At 71.2% G+C, this 15,251-nt stretch carries 10 protein-coding genes; 9 read left to right on the forward strand and 1 reads right to left on the reverse strand.

Annotation, left to right across the window (positions count from 1 at the left end; translation table 11 throughout):
- Nucleotides 1-60: 60 nt before the first annotated feature.
- Nucleotides 61-2,334, reverse strand: a complete 2,274-nt coding sequence (locus tag FSYMDG_RS05675) for an MMPL family transporter (protein WP_013872636.1) — start codon at nt 2,332-2,334, stop codon at nt 61-63.
- Nucleotides 2,335-2,518: 184 nt separating this feature from the next.
- On the opposite strand from FSYMDG_RS05675, the gene FSYMDG_RS05680 reads away from it, so the two are divergent.
- The 9 genes from FSYMDG_RS05680 (at nt 2,519) to ispH (ending at nt 14,689) form a co-directional block, all read left to right on the forward strand.
- Complete coding sequence (locus FSYMDG_RS05680) at nt 2,519-3,151, forward strand: TetR/AcrR family transcriptional regulator (protein ID WP_083828443.1); 633 nt, start codon at nt 2,519-2,521, stop codon at nt 3,149-3,151.
- 356 nt (nt 3,152-3,507) lie between these two features.
- Nucleotides 3,508-3,927 carry a DUF192 domain-containing protein gene (locus FSYMDG_RS25830; protein WP_165440838.1) on the forward strand — a complete coding sequence of 140 codons (420 nt, stop codon included), beginning with the start codon at nt 3,508-3,510 and terminating at the stop codon, nt 3,925-3,927.
- Between the two features lie 373 nt (nt 3,928-4,300).
- Nucleotides 4,301-5,131, forward strand: a complete 831-nt coding sequence (locus tag FSYMDG_RS05690; protein WP_013872639.1) for an SDR family NAD(P)-dependent oxidoreductase — start codon at nt 4,301-4,303, stop codon at nt 5,129-5,131.
- Between the two features lie 604 nt (nt 5,132-5,735).
- A complete protein-coding gene (gene hpnC, locus FSYMDG_RS05695) occupies nt 5,736-6,776 on the forward strand; it encodes a squalene synthase HpnC (protein WP_013872640.1) in 1,041 nt (346 codons plus the stop codon).
- Nucleotides 6,773-7,678, forward strand: a complete 906-nt coding sequence (gene hpnD, locus FSYMDG_RS05700) for a presqualene diphosphate synthase HpnD (protein WP_013872641.1) — start codon at nt 6,773-6,775, stop codon at nt 7,676-7,678. The genes hpnC and hpnD overlap by 4 nt, the downstream gene beginning before the upstream one ends.
- Nucleotides 7,675-9,660 (forward strand): hydroxysqualene dehydroxylase HpnE, encoded by a 1,986-nt coding sequence (gene hpnE, locus FSYMDG_RS05705; protein WP_013872642.1) that lies wholly within the window; start codon nt 7,675-7,677, stop codon nt 9,658-9,660. The genes hpnD and hpnE overlap by 4 nt, the downstream gene beginning before the upstream one ends.
- A complete protein-coding gene (locus tag FSYMDG_RS05710) occupies nt 9,657-10,673 on the forward strand; it encodes a polyprenyl synthetase family protein (RefSeq protein ID WP_013872643.1) in 1,017 nt (338 codons plus the stop codon). Before hpnE ends, FSYMDG_RS05710 begins: the two co-directional genes overlap by 4 nt.
- Nucleotides 10,674-10,733: 60 nt before the next feature.
- Complete coding sequence (locus FSYMDG_RS05715) at nt 10,734-12,767, forward strand: terpene cyclase/mutase family protein (protein ID WP_013872644.1); 2,034 nt, start codon at nt 10,734-10,736, stop codon at nt 12,765-12,767.
- Nucleotides 12,764-14,689: a 4-hydroxy-3-methylbut-2-enyl diphosphate reductase gene (gene ispH / locus FSYMDG_RS05720; protein ID WP_083828155.1), complete on the forward strand. Its 1,926-nt coding sequence runs from the start codon at nt 12,764-12,766 to the stop codon at nt 14,687-14,689. The genes FSYMDG_RS05715 and ispH overlap by 4 nt, the downstream gene beginning before the upstream one ends.
- Nucleotides 14,690-15,251: the final 562 nt, after the last annotated feature.

Below are 15,251 nucleotides of genomic sequence, written 5' to 3' on the forward strand. Positions count from 1 at the left end.
GTCCGCCAGCCCGCCGAGCCGGCGGGCTGTGCGCAATCGGTGGACCGGTGGACCGGCGGGCTATGCGTGGTGGTCGGCCCGGCGGGTCGGTGGGGTGTGCGTGGACGCGCTCGCCTGGTCGCGGGGGCTGTCCTCCTCGTCCGCGGGCGTGATGACCTCGGCGGGCACGGGGGTGTTACGGATCTCCTCGATCTCCTCGGCCGACTCCACCGAGACCCTCGGCAGTATCCGGTCCAGCCAGGACGGCAGCCACCAGTTCGCCTTCCCGAACAGGTGCATGAGCGCGGGTACCAGCAGCGCCCGGACGATGAACGCGTCGATGAGAACGGCCACCGCGAGCCCGAGGCCGAACAGTTTGATCACCCGGTCGGCCCCGAGGATGAAGGACGCGAAGACCAGCGTCATGATCGCGCCAGCGGCGGTGATCACGCGGCCGGTCTCGGCCTGCCCGAGGGAGACCGCGATCCGGTTGTCCCGGCGCACGAGCCACTCCTCGTGGATCCGGCTGACCAGGAACACCTCGTAGTCCATGGACAGCCCGAAGAGGATGGCGAAGAGCATCACGGGCAGGAAGGGTTCGATCGGGCCACCCTTGACCCCGATGAGGCCCGCGAGCCATCCCCACTGGAAGATCGCGACGATCACCCCGAACGCCGAGCCGACCGCCAGCAGGTTCATCACCGACGCCGTCAGCGGTACGACGACACTGCGGAACACCGCCATCAGCAGCAGGAAGGCCAGCGCCACGACCACCCCCATGAACAGCGGGAGCTTGCTGGTCAGGACGTCGGAGAAGTCCTGGTAGGTCGCGGTCACACCGCCGATCTTGATGTCCAGGGCGGTGCCCGTGGTCACCCGTGGGATGGTCGTCCCACGTAGTCGCTTGAGCAGCGCGGCGGTCCTGGCGTCCTGTGGGCTTGTGCTCGGGTACAGCGCCACGATCGCGGCCTGTCCGCTCGGGCTCGGCTGTGCCGGTGAGACGACGGCGACCCCCGGCTCGGCACGCAGTTCGGTGACCACCGTCTCCAGTGCCGTGAAGTCGGCGGGGGAGTGGATCTTCGTGACGAGGCTGAACGGCCCGTTGAACCCGGGCCCGAACCCACTGACCAGAAGATCGTAGGCGCGCCGGGACGTCTTGGACTGCGATCCGTTGCCCTCGTCGGCCGTGCCGAGCCGCAGCGAGAAGAACGGCAGTGCGGTGATCATGATCAGGGCGGCCGACAGCACGGCGTAGAGCACCGGTCGCCGTTCGATCCGGCGGGCCGACCGCCACCAGAAACCGGACGGGTGCTCGGGCTCGGGGCCCATGTGGGCGAGCTTCACCCGTTCGGCCCGGCCGAGCACCTTCATCCCGTAGAAGCTCAGCAGCGCCGGGAGCAGCGTGACCGCGGTGGCCATGGTCAGCGAGACGGCAAGGGCCGCGGAGACCGCGACACCGTAGAGGAAGGTGACCCCGAGCGCGTACATGCCCAGCAGCGCGATGCAGACGGTGAGCCCGGCGAACAGGACGGCCCGCCCGGAGGTGTTGATGGCGGTGACGGCCGCCTCCTCGGGGGTCTTGCCCGCCCGCAGGCCGATACGGTGCCGGTTGACGATGAACAACGCGTAGTCGATACCCACGCCCAGGCCGATGAGGGTCGCCAGCGTCGGCCCGAACTGGGCGACGGACATCACGTGGGACACCAGGCCGATGCCGGCCATCCCGACGCCGAGCGCGATGACCGCGGCGACCAGGGGCAGCGTCATCGCCAGCAGGGTCCCGAAGGCGATGAACAGGATGATCGCGGCGGCCACCACCCCGAGCAGCTCGCTGGTGTTCTGCTGCGGCTGTTCGACGATGGCGACCGCGGTCCCGCTTACTTCGACCTGCAGCGGCCCGCTGTCGGCCGCGCGGGCGGTATCGATGATCGCTTTGAGGTCGGAGCGGGGGATGTCGACGGCTTGGTCGTCCAGCGCGACCGTGGCGAAGGCGGTCCGGCCGTCCCTGGTGAACTGGCCGGCGCCCGCCGGGTCGTACGGGCTGATCACGGCGACCACGTGTGGCAGGCGTGCGACCCGCTCAAGCACGGGGACCACGTCGGCTTCGAGCAGCGGGTTGTAGAGGGTGCCCGTGCGGGCGTGCAGCACGATGCTCGCGGTCTCGCCGGCGGCGGCGGGGAACTCCCGTTCGAGCAGGTCGATCGCCTGCTGGGACTCGGTTCCGGGAAGTGAGAAGTTGTTCTTGTAGTCCGTGCCGGCAGCATATGCGGCCGTCCCGAAGCCGAGCAGGGCCGCGAACCACAGCAGCAGGACGATCCAGCGGTGACGGAAGCACCAACGCGCGAGCGATGCCACGGGTTTCCCCCCGGGTCTGGGCCGATGGACGGGTCAGGGTCAGCCCAGAACGCCGGTATCCCCGGGCGTTCTGGACGATCGGTCGATCGGGGTAGTCTACCGATCGGTCAGTAGGAGAGGATATTGTCAGGATGGCTACAGGTTTCCGCTCCGGACCTCCTGCTGAGAGGGGTGCATGGCGACGATGCCCGGTCGTGCCCCGCGTTCTCACGCTGCGGATACGCGTGACCGGATCCTTGCCGTCGCCGTCCAGCTGTTCAACGAGCGAGGTTACGCAGGGACGTCAATCCGTGACATTGCACAGTGCCTTGGTATGACGAAAGCCGCTCTCTACTACCACTTCGCGTCCAAGGACATGATTCTGGACGCAGCGGTGCAGCCGTTCGTGGAGGCGTTCGGCCATGTGAGCGATCTCTCGCGCGTTGATCCACCGGTGTCGGCTCGGTCGATCATCGAGGGTCTGGTCGAGGCGATGGCCGGTCCGGGCGCGGTGCTGTCCGCCTTTGTCGACGACCCGTCGGTGATCCACCGACAGGTCGGCAAGGGGGACCTCGCCTCGCACCGGGATGCCATCGTGATCGCCCTGGCCGGGCCAGAACCCACTCCGTCACGTATCCTGAGGGCCCGCTGCGCGGTCGGCTGTGTGCAGGCGGGCATCCTCGGCACCGCGCTGGAGCGGCGGGCGCTGGCCGCCGCGGGCGTCGACGCCGCCCGCGGCGGCCCGGGGGAGATCGGTGTCGATCAGCCGCTCGTTCCGGAGGACGTCCGGCGTGAGGTCGTCGAGGCCGCTCTCGACGCTCTCGGGCCCACCGGATAGGCCCTCGGCTCGGCTCGGCTCGACGCCGGCAACGTCCCGTCCGGGCCGTCCTTGGCTGTCTCCCAGCTGTTCCCACCGAGGATACCTGTCCGGGGATACCGGGGATACCCGGGGCTGGGCCGCTGGCGGTGTGAAGAAAGAGCACAATGCTGCTCCTGGTCAGCATTTGTTGGCTTTGAGTAGCAGTCGTGAGGTGGTCGGGTACCCTGTTGATAATGCTCCGATCACGTTACGTGTTTTCGGTGGTGACTCTGGCGATCGCTGTCGGGGGTGCTGTCTGGCTGTGCGCGCCGCGGCTGTCGACCGCTCCGGTCCGGTCGCCGCCGTCGGCGGGGGGCCCGGCCACCGAACCAACGGTGACCGTCGGTGACCCCGCTGCCGACGGCCTGGCGCGGGCCGGAGCGGGCCCGGCGACCCGTCGGATGCGGGTGGGGACGGTGATCCTCACCGTCGAGGTTGCCGAGACGCCGGCCGCCCGTAGGCGTGGGCTCATGGACCGCACGTCGCTGCCGTCCGGAACCGGCATGTTGTTCGTCTTCGGCAGAGAGTCGACGGACGGTTTTTACATGTATCGGACCCTGATCCCGCTCTCGATCGTGTTTTCCCGGTACGGGCGGGTGGTGACGATCCAGGAGATGACGCCGTGTGGTGAAGAGAATCCGAACAGTTGTGAGGTCTACCGAACTGAGGCCGCTTACACGGAGGCGGTGGAGGCGCCAGGCGGCACCTTCAGCAATGCGGGGATACATCCGGGTGATATGATTGAATTCTTCTAGCCACATCGGGGTCTATCGGGGTCTGATGACGGGCCGCGGTATGTCGGCAGTGAAAAATCCGTGTTCCGATGTCGTGTACCGAATGTGATGGGTGCCATCGGTCGACAATCAAATTTTGGGTGAATGTTGACCGAATGTCATGTAGTGCTTGCGGCGTGGATCCGTCGTTGCCATGATGGGTCCGACAAGGCTTTCGGGGTCGTGTCGTCTACCTGACGATGGACGTTCCGGCCGTGGGGCGATGAAATAGGGCTGGGCCGTACGTGGGGCCGACCGTTTGTCGTCAGCGCTGGCGACATCCAGGTTCCGAGGGCCTGACCGCGACCGTCTCCCGCCCGGGAGGAGGCGACCACCGCGCGACCGGAGGGTTTTGTTGTATACACCGGCCCGTCCCACGGTTCCGGACAGCCGCCTGCACGTCGTCGCCGAGCAGTCCCGCTTCGCGGGCAGCCGGGGATGGCCGCCCAGGACAGCGCTTGTCACCGGCGCGAGCAGCGGAATTGGTAGGGAGGCGGCGCTGCTGCTCGGCGAGATGAACTGCAAGGTCCTGCTGGTCGGCCGCAATGGTGTCGCGCTCGACGAGGTTGCCGCCTCCACGTCCGGTCACCGGATCGCGGTGGACCTGTCGGTCCCGGGCGCCGAGGCCACGGTGGCCTCCCGCAGCGAGGATCTTCTCGGCGATCTCGATCTGCTGGTGTGCGCGGCCGGTCTTGGTTCGGCCAGCCCGTTCGACCAGCTTTCCCACGAGGCCCTTGCCGAGCTCGTGGCGGTCAACGTGCTCTCGCCGATGGCGCTCGTCCGCGCCGTGCTCCCGGCCATGCTTGAGCGTGGGCACGGGCGCATTCTGCTGGTCGGCAGCGTCGCCGGAGCGTTGGGGGTACGTGGTGAGGTCGCCTACTCGGCGACCAAGGCCGCGCTGGTCGGGTTCGCCAACGCCCTGCGTTCTGAGGTCGCCGGTCGTGGTGTTACGGTCACTTTGTGTTTTCCGGGGGTCGTTGACACCGCTTTCTTCCGCCGTCGTGGAGCGCCGTACGTGCGCAGATGGCCACGTCTGCAACCGGCTCGCCTTGTCGCCGAGCGCATGCTGCTCGCGACCGGGCGGGGACAGGCCGAGATCTGGGTACCGCGCTGGTTGTCGTTTGCCGCCCGGGTCCACGGGGTGACGCCTACGCTCTACCGGCGGCTGGCGGGAATCTTCGGTTAGAAGCGCTCGGGACGACGGGGAGGCCGGCCCGGACCGCCGGTGATGCATCGCGCGACGGAGGAGACGGACGCCGTGCCCGGCCGCGGCGCGGTCATGGCCGGCGGCCTCCTGTTCGACCATGTCGCGGCAGTGGTGGCCACCGGTGGGGGAGGGCTCTCGCAGCACGTCCCGCGGCATGGCGGTGTCCCTCGTGGATGTGAGGGTCCGCACAGTACCCGGACAGGCGGTAACGGGGTCATATCGGTTGGATCGGGGAATCATGTGGGGCACGCGCTGAAAAAGGGCGTGCCGCATATCGGATGGCCGGCCGGAGGTGGCACGGCCATGGTTTTTCGCGCTCGGGGTCCCGGGAGCCGATCCGGGAGGCCTTCGGTCCCCGGGCCACCGGAGGGCCGCCGCCGGCGGCGTCGTGCCTGTCGCGCGTCGCCGGAGGTCTTCACAGCCTCCGGGGCACCAGGGGGGACCGTGAGGGTGAAGGTTGCATGATCATTATTGCTTCGTGCGGCCGGAGGCTCAGGAATTTGGAGAGCAGACCTGTTCAGGCGCGCCGCCGGATCGTTCCCGCGGCGCGTGTCAGGCCCAACCGCTGACGAGGGGGAGGCGCATGACCACAAGCGACGCAAAGGTCGGCTCGCCGCCAGGCGGGCCGACGGGCGGGCGGGCGGGAACCGGGCGGGCGGGAACTCCCGCTGCGCCGCTGCCCGGGGACGCCCTCACGTCCTCACCCCAGGATGTGTTGCGGGCGGCTTCCGCCGAGAACTTCCCGGTGTCTCCGCTGATCCTGCCGGCCCGGCAGCGGCAGCACCTGTTCGCCATCTACGGATTCGCCCGCCTCGTCGACGACATCGGTGACGAGGCGAGCGGCGACCGGCTCGCACTGCTCGACGCGCTGGAAGCCGATCTTGACCGAATCTGGGGCGGGACGCCCACACTCCCGGTCATCCAGGCGCTGGCACCGACCGTCCGGGAATGCGGTCTGGCGCCGGAGCCGTTCCGCCGGCTCGTCGCGGCCAACCGGCAGGACCAGCTGGTCACCCGCTACGACACCTTCGATGACCTGCTGCGTTACTGCACCCTGTCCGCCGATCCGGTGGGACACATGGTGCTCGGTGTCTTCGGCGTCAGCACCCCTGACCGGGTCGAGCTGTCGAACCGGGTCTGCACGGCGCTGCAGATCGTCGAGCATGTGCAGGACGTGGCCGAGGACTATGCCGCCGGCCGAATCTACCTGCCCCGGGAGGACCTCGACAGCTTCGGGGTGCACGAGCGGGACCTCGCGCACCCCAGCGCCGGCCCGGCGGTACGGGAGCTGATCGCCTTCCAGGTGCTGCGTGCCCGCCGGATCCTCGACGAGGGCACGCCGCTGGTGGGTCTGGTCGAGGGCCGGCTGCGGCTGCTCCTGGCCGGGTTCGTCGGCGGTGGCCGCGCGGCGCTGGACGCGGTCGAACGGGCCGGGTGCGACGTCCTCGGCGGCGCCCCGACCGCGCCGAAGCCACGGATCGTCCGCTACGCCCTGGCGGTGGCGCTGACCTCGCTCACCCCGTCCGCCCGGCGGGCGGCCCGCTCGGCGCGCGTCGTGCTGCCGCCGCTGGTCACCGGCGGTGGGATCATCAACAGGCCCGCTGCGGGTGGAGGTGGCGAATGACCTCCGACGGTCGTTTCCGGTCGCCGACGGTAGAGGAAGCATACGCGTCCTGTGAGGCGCTGACCCGTGAGGCCGCACGCAACTTCGCCTACGGCATCCGGCTGCTGCCGGTCGACAAACGGGCGGCGCTGTCCGCGGTGTACGCCTTCGCCCGCCGGCTCGACGACATCGGCGACGGTGACCTGCCCCTCGAGGAGAAGGCCATCCGCCTGGCCGCGGCCCGGGCGGACATCACAGGGCTCGGCGCGGCCAGCTCCGACCCGGTTCTGATAGCTCTGGATGACGCCTGCCGGCGCTTCCCCATCCCGGTGGACGCCTTCTGCGAACTGATCGACGGTGTCGAGATGGATCTGCGTGGGGTCACCTACGAGTCCTTCGACGACCTTGTCGAGTACTGCCGACGGGTGGCCGGCACCATCGGGCGTCTGTCGCTGGGGATCTTCGGCACGCAGGCGGCGCACGCGGACGCGGGGGCCGCCACGGTCGCCGACGAGCTCGGGATCGCCCTACAACAGACCAACATTCTCCGAGACGTCCGGGAGGACCTGATTACCGGCCGGATCTATCTGCCCCGGGCCGAACTGGAAAAGGCCGGGATCACCCTTGCCCTCGGCCCGGACGGCAGGCTCGGCGGTCCCGAGGACGCACTCGTCGAATACCTGCGGGAGTGCGCGCAACGGGCCGACGAATGGTACGGGCGCGGTCTGAAACTGCTGACCATGCTCGACCGGCGCAGCGCCGCGTGCTGCGGGGCGATGGCCGGGATCTACCTGCGGCTCAACCGCCGGATCAGGACCGATCCCGCCCCCGTCCTGCAGCAGCGCTTGTCGCTGCCGGGCTGGGAGAAGGCGGTGGTGGCCGCGCGCAGCCTGGCCGGGCGCCCGGAGGTGTCGGCCGCATGAGCGTGGATACCGGGACGCCGTCGGACGCGCCGCCATCAGAACAGGCACCGAAACAGGCACTGCCTGTCGTGACACAGCCCGCCGCGGCGCTCGCCGCCGGGCCGCCGCCGCCGGGCGGTCACCGGATGGTCGTCGTCGGTGGTGGGCTCGCCGGCCTGTCGGCCGCGCTGACCGCCGCGGACATCGGCGCGGACGTGACTCTGCTGGAGGCACGGCCGCGGCTGGGCGGCGCCACCGCCTCGTTCGCCAGGGACGGGCTGTGGGTCGACACCGGCCAGCACGTCTTCATGCGCTGCTGCACCGCCTACCGCGGGTTCCTCCGCCGGCTCGGCGTCGAGCACCTGACCACCCTCCAGCAGCGGCTGGACGTCCCGGTGCTGCTCGCCGACTCCGGTACGAACGCCCGGCTGCGGCGTACCCGCATCCCCTGGCCGGCGCCGCTGCACCTGACCCCGGCGCTGCTGGGATACCGCGCGTTCCCGTTCGGCCAGCGGCTGCGGGCCGCGCTCGCCGCCTACCAGCTGGGCCGGCTCGACCCGAGTCGGCCCGAGGTGGACGGTGTCTCGTTCGGCAGCTGGCTGGCCCGCCGGGGCCAGTCACCGGCCACGATCGAGGCGCTGTGGGAACTGCTGACCGTCGCCACCCTCAACGCCCCCGCGGACGCGGCCTCCCTCGGGCTCGCCGCCAAGGTTGTGCGCACCGGCCTGCTGGAGCGGGCCGACGCTGGGGACATCGGCTGGGCGGAGGTGCCCCTCCAGCGGCTGCACGGGGAGGCGGCGGCCTCGGAGCTCGCCGACGTCGGCGCGGACGTGCGGACCAGCGTGAAGGTCCGCACAATCGACCGGACGGCGACCGGGTGGCGAGTGGTCACCGACAGCGGCACGCTCGACGCCGACTCGGTGGTGCTCGCCGTGCCGCCGCCGGCGGCGGCGGCCCTGCTGCCCGCGGGCGCGGTGGCGGACCCGAAACGATTCGTCGACCTTGGCTCGTCACCGATCGTCAACGTGCACATGATCTACGATCGGCCGGTGCTGCGGGGGCCCTTCCTGGCCGTGGTGGGGTCCCCCGTCCAGTGGGTCTTCGACCGGACCGCCTCCAGCGGGATCGCCGAGTCGGTGGCCGATCACCCCGAGCGTGCGGGCGCGCAGTACCTGGCGATCTCCCTGTCGGCCGCGGACGACTGGATCGACCGGCCCGCCGGTGAGATCCGTGACATTTTCGTCGAGGAGATGCGTCGGCTGCTGCCCGCCGCGCGGGACGCCGAGGCGATCGAGGTGTTCGTCACCCGGGAGCGCACCGCGACGTTCCGGCAGGCCCCCGGTACCCGGGCGCTGCGTCCCGGCCCGGCCACCGAACTGCCCGGGCTCGCGGTGGCCGGCGCGTGGACCGACACGGACTGGCCCGCGACCATGGAGGGCGCGGTGCGCAGCGGGCTGGCCGCGGCAAAGGTGGCGCTCGGTGGCTGGCGCCCCAGGCCGCCGTCACCCGGCCCGGCCCGCCGGTTGCTGCCCGTGGTCGTGACATCCGGTGGTACTCCTGCGCAGTTGGGAGGATGCGGGTCGTCGCCGGCCAGCCCGTGTAAAACGTCACAATCGTCCCGGACGCCGGAGACCAAGGTCCCTGGCGAGAGACCGTCGTCTTCTAGCCCACCGGGATCATCGGCTCCCGGGCCGACGGGCGCACCGAGCGCCCCGCCGCCGCCGGCGGCATCCCCACAGCCGAGTCCACCGTCGACCCCACCGACTCCGCCCAGTTCGCCGGCTCCGCCGGCCCCGCCGGTGCCGCCTACTTCGCTGGCACCGCCGGCCCTGCCCAGCGAGCAGGCTCCGTCCACCGAGCAGGCTCTGCCCACCGAGCAGGCTCCGCTACCCGCGCCGACGTCGGCGCCGACATCCGCGGCGGCCTCGACCGCGGCTCCAGGCGCGACGCCGAACGCAACATCGATATCGACAGCGTCACCGACAGGGGGATTCCCGGCATGACCACGTTGGTTCCCGAAGCGATCGAGCGGGGCCGGACTCTGGCAGTGCCGGCGCTACGCGCCGCTGTCGACCGGCTCCATCCCCGGCTGCGCCGGGTGGTCGCCTACCACCGCGGCTGGACCGACGCGGAGGGCACGCCGCTGCCGGGCGGCGGCGGCAAGCTGGTACGTCCGGCACTGGCACTGCTGTCCGCGGAGGCGGCCGGTGCCGCGGTCGAGGTCGGGCTGCCCGGCGCGGTCGCGGTCGAGCTCGTCCACGACTTCTCCCTGCTGCACGACGACCTCATGGACGGCGACACCGAGCGCCGTCACCGGCCCACCGCCTGGACCGTCTTCGGCGCCGACGGCGCGATTCTCGCCGGTGACGCCCTGCTGGGGCTGGCGACCCAGGTGCTGCTGGAGGTCGAGGGGGAGCCGGGCCGCCGCGCCGCGATCATGCTCGGCGCAGGCGTGCAGGACCTCGTCCGCGGCCAGGCCGAGGACCTGTACTTCGAGACCCGCAACGACGTCACCGTCGCCGACACCCTGACGATGGAGGACGGCAAGACCGGCGCGCTGCTGTCCTGCTCGGCCGCGATCGGCGCGGTGCTCGCGGGCGGGCGGACGGAGCTCGTCGACGGCCTCGCCGAGTTCGGCTCCCGGCTGGGGACGGCCTTCCAGCTCGTGGACGACCTGCTCGGCATCTGGGGCGACCCGGCGGTGACCGGCAAGCCCGTGCTGTCGGACCTGCGCTCACGCAAGAAGTCCGTCCCGGTCGTGGTGGCGCTGGACGCCGGTGGCGCCGACGCCGACGAACTGCGCACCTTCCTCGCGTCCTCGGGAGACGCTTCCGAGAGCGAGCTGCACCACATTGCACGGCTGGTGGAACGCGCCGGCGGGCGGGAGTGGACCACGGCCGAGGCCGACCGCCAGCTCGACGAGTGCGCCAAGCTGATCGCGTCGCTGTCCCTGCCGCCGCTGGTGGAAACCGAACTGCTTGCCCTGGCCCGCTTTGTCACCGAACGGGATCGGTGACAAAGCCGTGACACCGCTGTTCGTACCGCACCGGGACCCACATGTGGACGGGAGCTGCCGATGAGTTCGACCACCGACTACGAAGTCTCCCGCGAAACCTTTTCCGACACGGTGGCGGCAGCCGCCGTCCGGGCCCGCGACCACCTGCTGGGGCTGCAGTCCGACCAGGGCTGGTGGAAGGGCGAGCTTGAGACCAACGTCACCATGGATGCCGAGGACCTTCTGCTCCGGCAGTTCCTCGGCATCCTCACCCCGCAGGAGGCCGAGGAGACCGCCCGCTGGATCCGCTCGCAGCAGAGCGAGGACGGCACCTGGGCCACCTTCTTCGGCGGCCCGGCCGACCTGAACGCCACCTTCGAGGCGTACGTGGCGCTGCGCCTGGCCGGCGACAGCCCGGACGCACCGCACATGCGGTCCGCGGCCGAGTTCGTCCGGGCGAACGGCGGCATCGCCCGGACCCGGGTCTTCACCCGGATCTGGATGGCGCTGTTCGGCGAGTGGTCCTGGGACGACCTACCGGTGATGCCGCCCGAACTGGTGCTGCTGCCGTCGTGGTTCCCGCTCAACCTGTACGACTTCGCCTGCTGGGCCCGGCAGTCGATCATGCCGTTGACGATCATCGGGTCGTTGCGGCCGAAACGTTCCCTCGGTTTCGAGATCGACGAGCTCCGGGTGGACGTCCCGCCGAAGCCGCCGGCGCCGCTGCGCTCCTGGCCGGGCGCGTTCGAGCGGCTGGACGCGGTGCTGCACCGCTACGAGCGCCGCCCGCTGAAGCTGCTGCGCCGGCACGCGCTGCGCCGGGCCGCCGAATGGATAGTCGTCCGCCAGGAGGCCGACGGCTGCTGGGGCGGCATCCAGCCGCCCTGGGTGTATTCGATCATGGCGTTGACGCTGCTGGGCTACCCCATGAACCATCCGGTGATCGTTGCCGGCCTGCGGGGGCTGGAGCGTTTCACCGTCCGCGAGCGGACGCCTGCCGGGATGGTCCGCCGGCTGGAGGCCTGCCAGTCCCCGGTGTGGGACACCGCGCTCGCCGTCGTCGCCCTGCGTGACGCCGGTCTGGCCGCTGATCACCCGGCCGTGGTGCGTGCCGCCCGGTGGCTCGCGGACGAGGAGGTCACCGTGGCCGGCGACTGGGCGGTCCGACGCCCGGCGCTGGCGCCCGGCGGGTGGGCCTTCGAGTTCGACAACGACCTGTACCCGGACGTCGACGACACCGCCGAGGTGGTGCTCGCTATCGAACGCATCCTCGGTCCCGGATACGGACAGGGCCTCGGATACGGACAGGGCCCCGGATACGGACAGAGCCCGCGGCACGGGCGGGACACAGCCGACCCGTCGCCCGCGCCGGGTGGACTCGAGGCGGCCGAACCCCAGCTCGCGGCCCGGCTGCGGGACGCGGGACGCCGCGGGGTGGACTGGACCATCGGGATGCGCTCCGCGGGCGGGGTGTGGGGGGCCTTCGACGCGGACAACACCCGGACGCTCCCCACGAAGCTGCCCTTCTGCGACTTCGGCGAGGTGATCGACCCGCCGTCCGCGGACGTCACCGCGCACATCGTGGAAATGCTCGCCGAGGTCGGCCAGGCCAACAGCCCGATCACCGAACGCGCGGTCCAGTGGCTGCTGGACAACCAGGAACCGGGCGGGTCGTGGTTCGGCCGTTGGGGGGTCAACCACATCTACGGCACCGGCGCGGTCGTCCCGGCCCTGATCGTCGCCGGCGTCCCGGCCGACCATCCGTCGATCGTCCGGGCGTTGCGTTGGCTGGTCGAGCACCAGAGACCCGACGGCGCGTGGGGCGAGGACCTGCGCTCCTACACCGACGACACGTGGATCGGCCGGGGCGAGGCGACCGCGTCGCAGACGGCGTGGGCGCTGCTGGCGCTGCTCGCCGCCGACCCGGCATCCTCGGCCGTCGAACGCGGGGTGCGCTGGCTGGTCGACACGCAGCGCCCGGACGGGACCTGGGACGAGCCCTACTACACCGGCACCGGTTTTCCCGGTGACTTTTCGATCAACTACCACCTGTATCGGCTGGTCTTCCCACTGACCGCGCTCGGCCGATACCTGAGCGGCAGGTCCGCATCATGACCTTCTCGGCACCGGAGACATCGAGGACGTCGGTTCCCGCCGAAGCCCCCACGGCGCCGACGCGAGCATCCGCGGGACCGGCCGCACCGGTACCGGCACCCGCGGCACCGGCTGCGCCGGTCGTACCCGCGCCCGTCGTACCCGCACCGGCCGTACCCGCGCCATCCGCACCGGCGCACGTACCGACGGCGGCGCCAGGGCCGGCGGCGGCACCGACAGCGCCTTCCGTACGGAAGGCGCTACCACTGGTGGCGACGCCGCCGGTGTCGGCGGCAGACGTGCCGGCGCAGACCCCGGCGGTACCGGCATCCGAAGGCCTTCCGGCCGGGACGGCCGGGTCGGCCGGGGCCGGGGCCGGGGCTCTCGGCGTACCCGCGCCGGGCCGCCCGCCCCTTCCGCGGCGGCGCCCGCGCCTGGTGGTGGCCGCGCCGCTGCGGCTGGAGGCATGGGCCGCGGCCCGCTCGGGTCTGCCCGCGGGCACGATCCTCGTCCGCACGGGTATGGGGCCGGAGCACGCCAGCCGCTCCACCCGCATCATCCGGGAGGCGCGGGCCGACGCCGTCGCCCTGGTCGGTCTCGGCGGCGGCCTCGGCCCGGGGGTGAAACCCGGGGACGTGGTGGTGGCTGACGAGGTCCGTACCGCCGACGGTTCGGTCAGCGCCCGCTGCCTGTCCGCGCCCCTGCTCGCCGGCGAACTGCGGCGGGCCGGGCTGACCGTGCACGTCGGCCCGGTGGTGTCGGTGCCACGGCTTGCGGTCGGTACCGCTCGCACCGAGCTCGCGGCCACCGGCGCGATCGCCGTGGACATGGAGTCGGCCCAGGTCGCCCCGGGCGCGAACGGGGTGCCGCTGGCCATCATCCGCGTTGTCGTCGACACCGCCGAGCAGCCGTTGGGACGTCTCGACCTGGCCCGCCGGGGGATCGCCGGGCTGCGGACGATGATGACCTTCGGGCCGGTGCTCGAACGGTGGGCGGCGGCCGTCGGGCCACGGCAGGTGCTGCTCGCCGAGCCCCGGGCGTTCTGCGCCGGGGTCGAACGGGCGATCGAGGTGGTCGAGCGCGCCCTGGAGTTGCACGGCGCGCCCGTCTACGTCCGCAAGCAGATCGTCCACAACAGCCACGTGGTTGCCGATCTCGCCAGCCGCGGCGCCGTCTTCGTCGAGGAGCTCGACGAGGTGCCGCCCGGCGCGACCGTGGTCTTCTCCGCGCACGGGGTCGCCCCCGCCGTGTGGGACCAGGCCGGTGACCGCAACCTGTCGGTGATCGACGCGACCTGTCCGCTCGTGGAGAAGGTGCACGCGGAGGCCCGCCGGTTCACCGCGCGGGGGGACACCGTCCTGCTCATCGGCCATGCCGGGCACGAGGAGGTGGACGGGACTCTCGGGGAGGCACCAGGGAAGATCAAGCTGGTGGAGTCGCCCGCCGACGTCGCCCACCTGGAGGTCGACGACCCGCAGCGGGTGACCTACCTGATGCAGACGACGCTTGCCGTGGACGAGGCGGAGGAGGTTGTCGACGCGCTGCGCGACCGCTTCCCGGCCGTGATCGGCCCCGGGTCCGCGGACATCTGCTACGCGACGTCGAACCGGCAGAACGCGATCCGGCGGGTGGCTGTCGAGGCCGATGTGGTTCTCGTCGTCGGGTCGCAGAACAGCGCCAACTCGCGTCGGCTCGTCGACGTGACCGAGCGTGAGGGTGTGCCCGCCTATCTCGTCGGGGATGTCGGCGAGGTGGAGATGAACTGGCTGGCCGGCGCGGACACCGTCGGTATTTCCGCGGGTGCTTCCGCGCCTCCCACCCTGGTCGACGAACTGACCCGGGCGCTGTCGGGCCTGGGACACACCACCGTCGGCGTGCGTTCGGTGGGGGCCGAGACGATTTCCTTCCATCTTCCCAAGGAGCTGCGCCGCTCGGTCCGGTGAGGGCGGCCGGGTAGCTGGTCCGCTGGCCACCCTCTGCTGCTTCCCGCCCCTGATTCCCGTGGCGTATCGATTCCCCGGTCGGTTTCGGCCGGGGAATCGGCGTTTCTCCGACGCGGTGAAGCCCGCGGTAGTTGACGGAGAAATGGTTGACGTAGTTGAAACGGCATGTTCGGATACGGAGAGTCACATTCTTTGTCTTTGGCGCAGCTTTGTGAGTATGCGGTGAAAAGCACAGGATGTGACTTCTGCTACGGTCCACCGGATGCGCCAGATGTCGACCAGCGGGGTTCTCGCGGACCCGCCGTCGTCGCACCGCGACCTCGGCTCTCTCGACTCCCCTGGCTCCCCCGGTGACCTCGAGACCCTGGCGGACGTCGGGACGGCCACCGGTCGTACTCCAGAAGCCCGTGGCCCGCTGCGACGGCTGCTGGGCGGACGGCGCGACCCGGGCCGACAGCCGGGCCCGGGCTGGCAGCAGCACCTGGGCGGGTGGCAGCGCCTGGGCCGGCGATGGCGGCCGTCCCGGGCCGGCCTCACGCTCGCCGCCCTAGCCACGCTGTCC

The sequence above is a fragment of the Candidatus Protofrankia datiscae genome (assembly GCF_000177615.2).
GTDB classification, from domain to species: domain Bacteria; phylum Actinomycetota; class Actinomycetes; order Frankiales; family Frankiaceae; genus Protofrankia; species Protofrankia coriariae.

Excerpts from the sequence above, each read along its gene's own strand:
- FSYMDG_RS05680 (WP_083828443.1), top strand. The coding sequence starts at position 2,519 with ATGCCCGGTCGTGCCCCGCGTTCTCACGCTGCGGATACGCGTGACCGG.
- hpnC (WP_013872640.1), top strand. The coding sequence starts at position 5,736 with ATGACCACAAGCGACGCAAAGGTCGGCTCGCCGCCAGGCGGGCCGACG.
- hpnD (WP_013872641.1), top strand. The coding sequence starts at position 6,773 with ATGACCTCCGACGGTCGTTTCCGGTCGCCGACGGTAGAGGAAGCATAC.
- hpnE (WP_013872642.1), top strand. The coding sequence starts at position 7,675 with ATGAGCGTGGATACCGGGACGCCGTCGGACGCGCCGCCATCAGAACAG.
- FSYMDG_RS05710 (WP_013872643.1), top strand. The coding sequence starts at position 9,657 with ATGACCACGTTGGTTCCCGAAGCGATCGAGCGGGGCCGGACTCTGGCA.
- FSYMDG_RS05715 (WP_013872644.1), top strand. The coding sequence starts at position 10,734 with ATGAGTTCGACCACCGACTACGAAGTCTCCCGCGAAACCTTTTCCGAC.
- ispH (WP_083828155.1), top strand. The coding sequence starts at position 12,764 with ATGACCTTCTCGGCACCGGAGACATCGAGGACGTCGGTTCCCGCCGAA.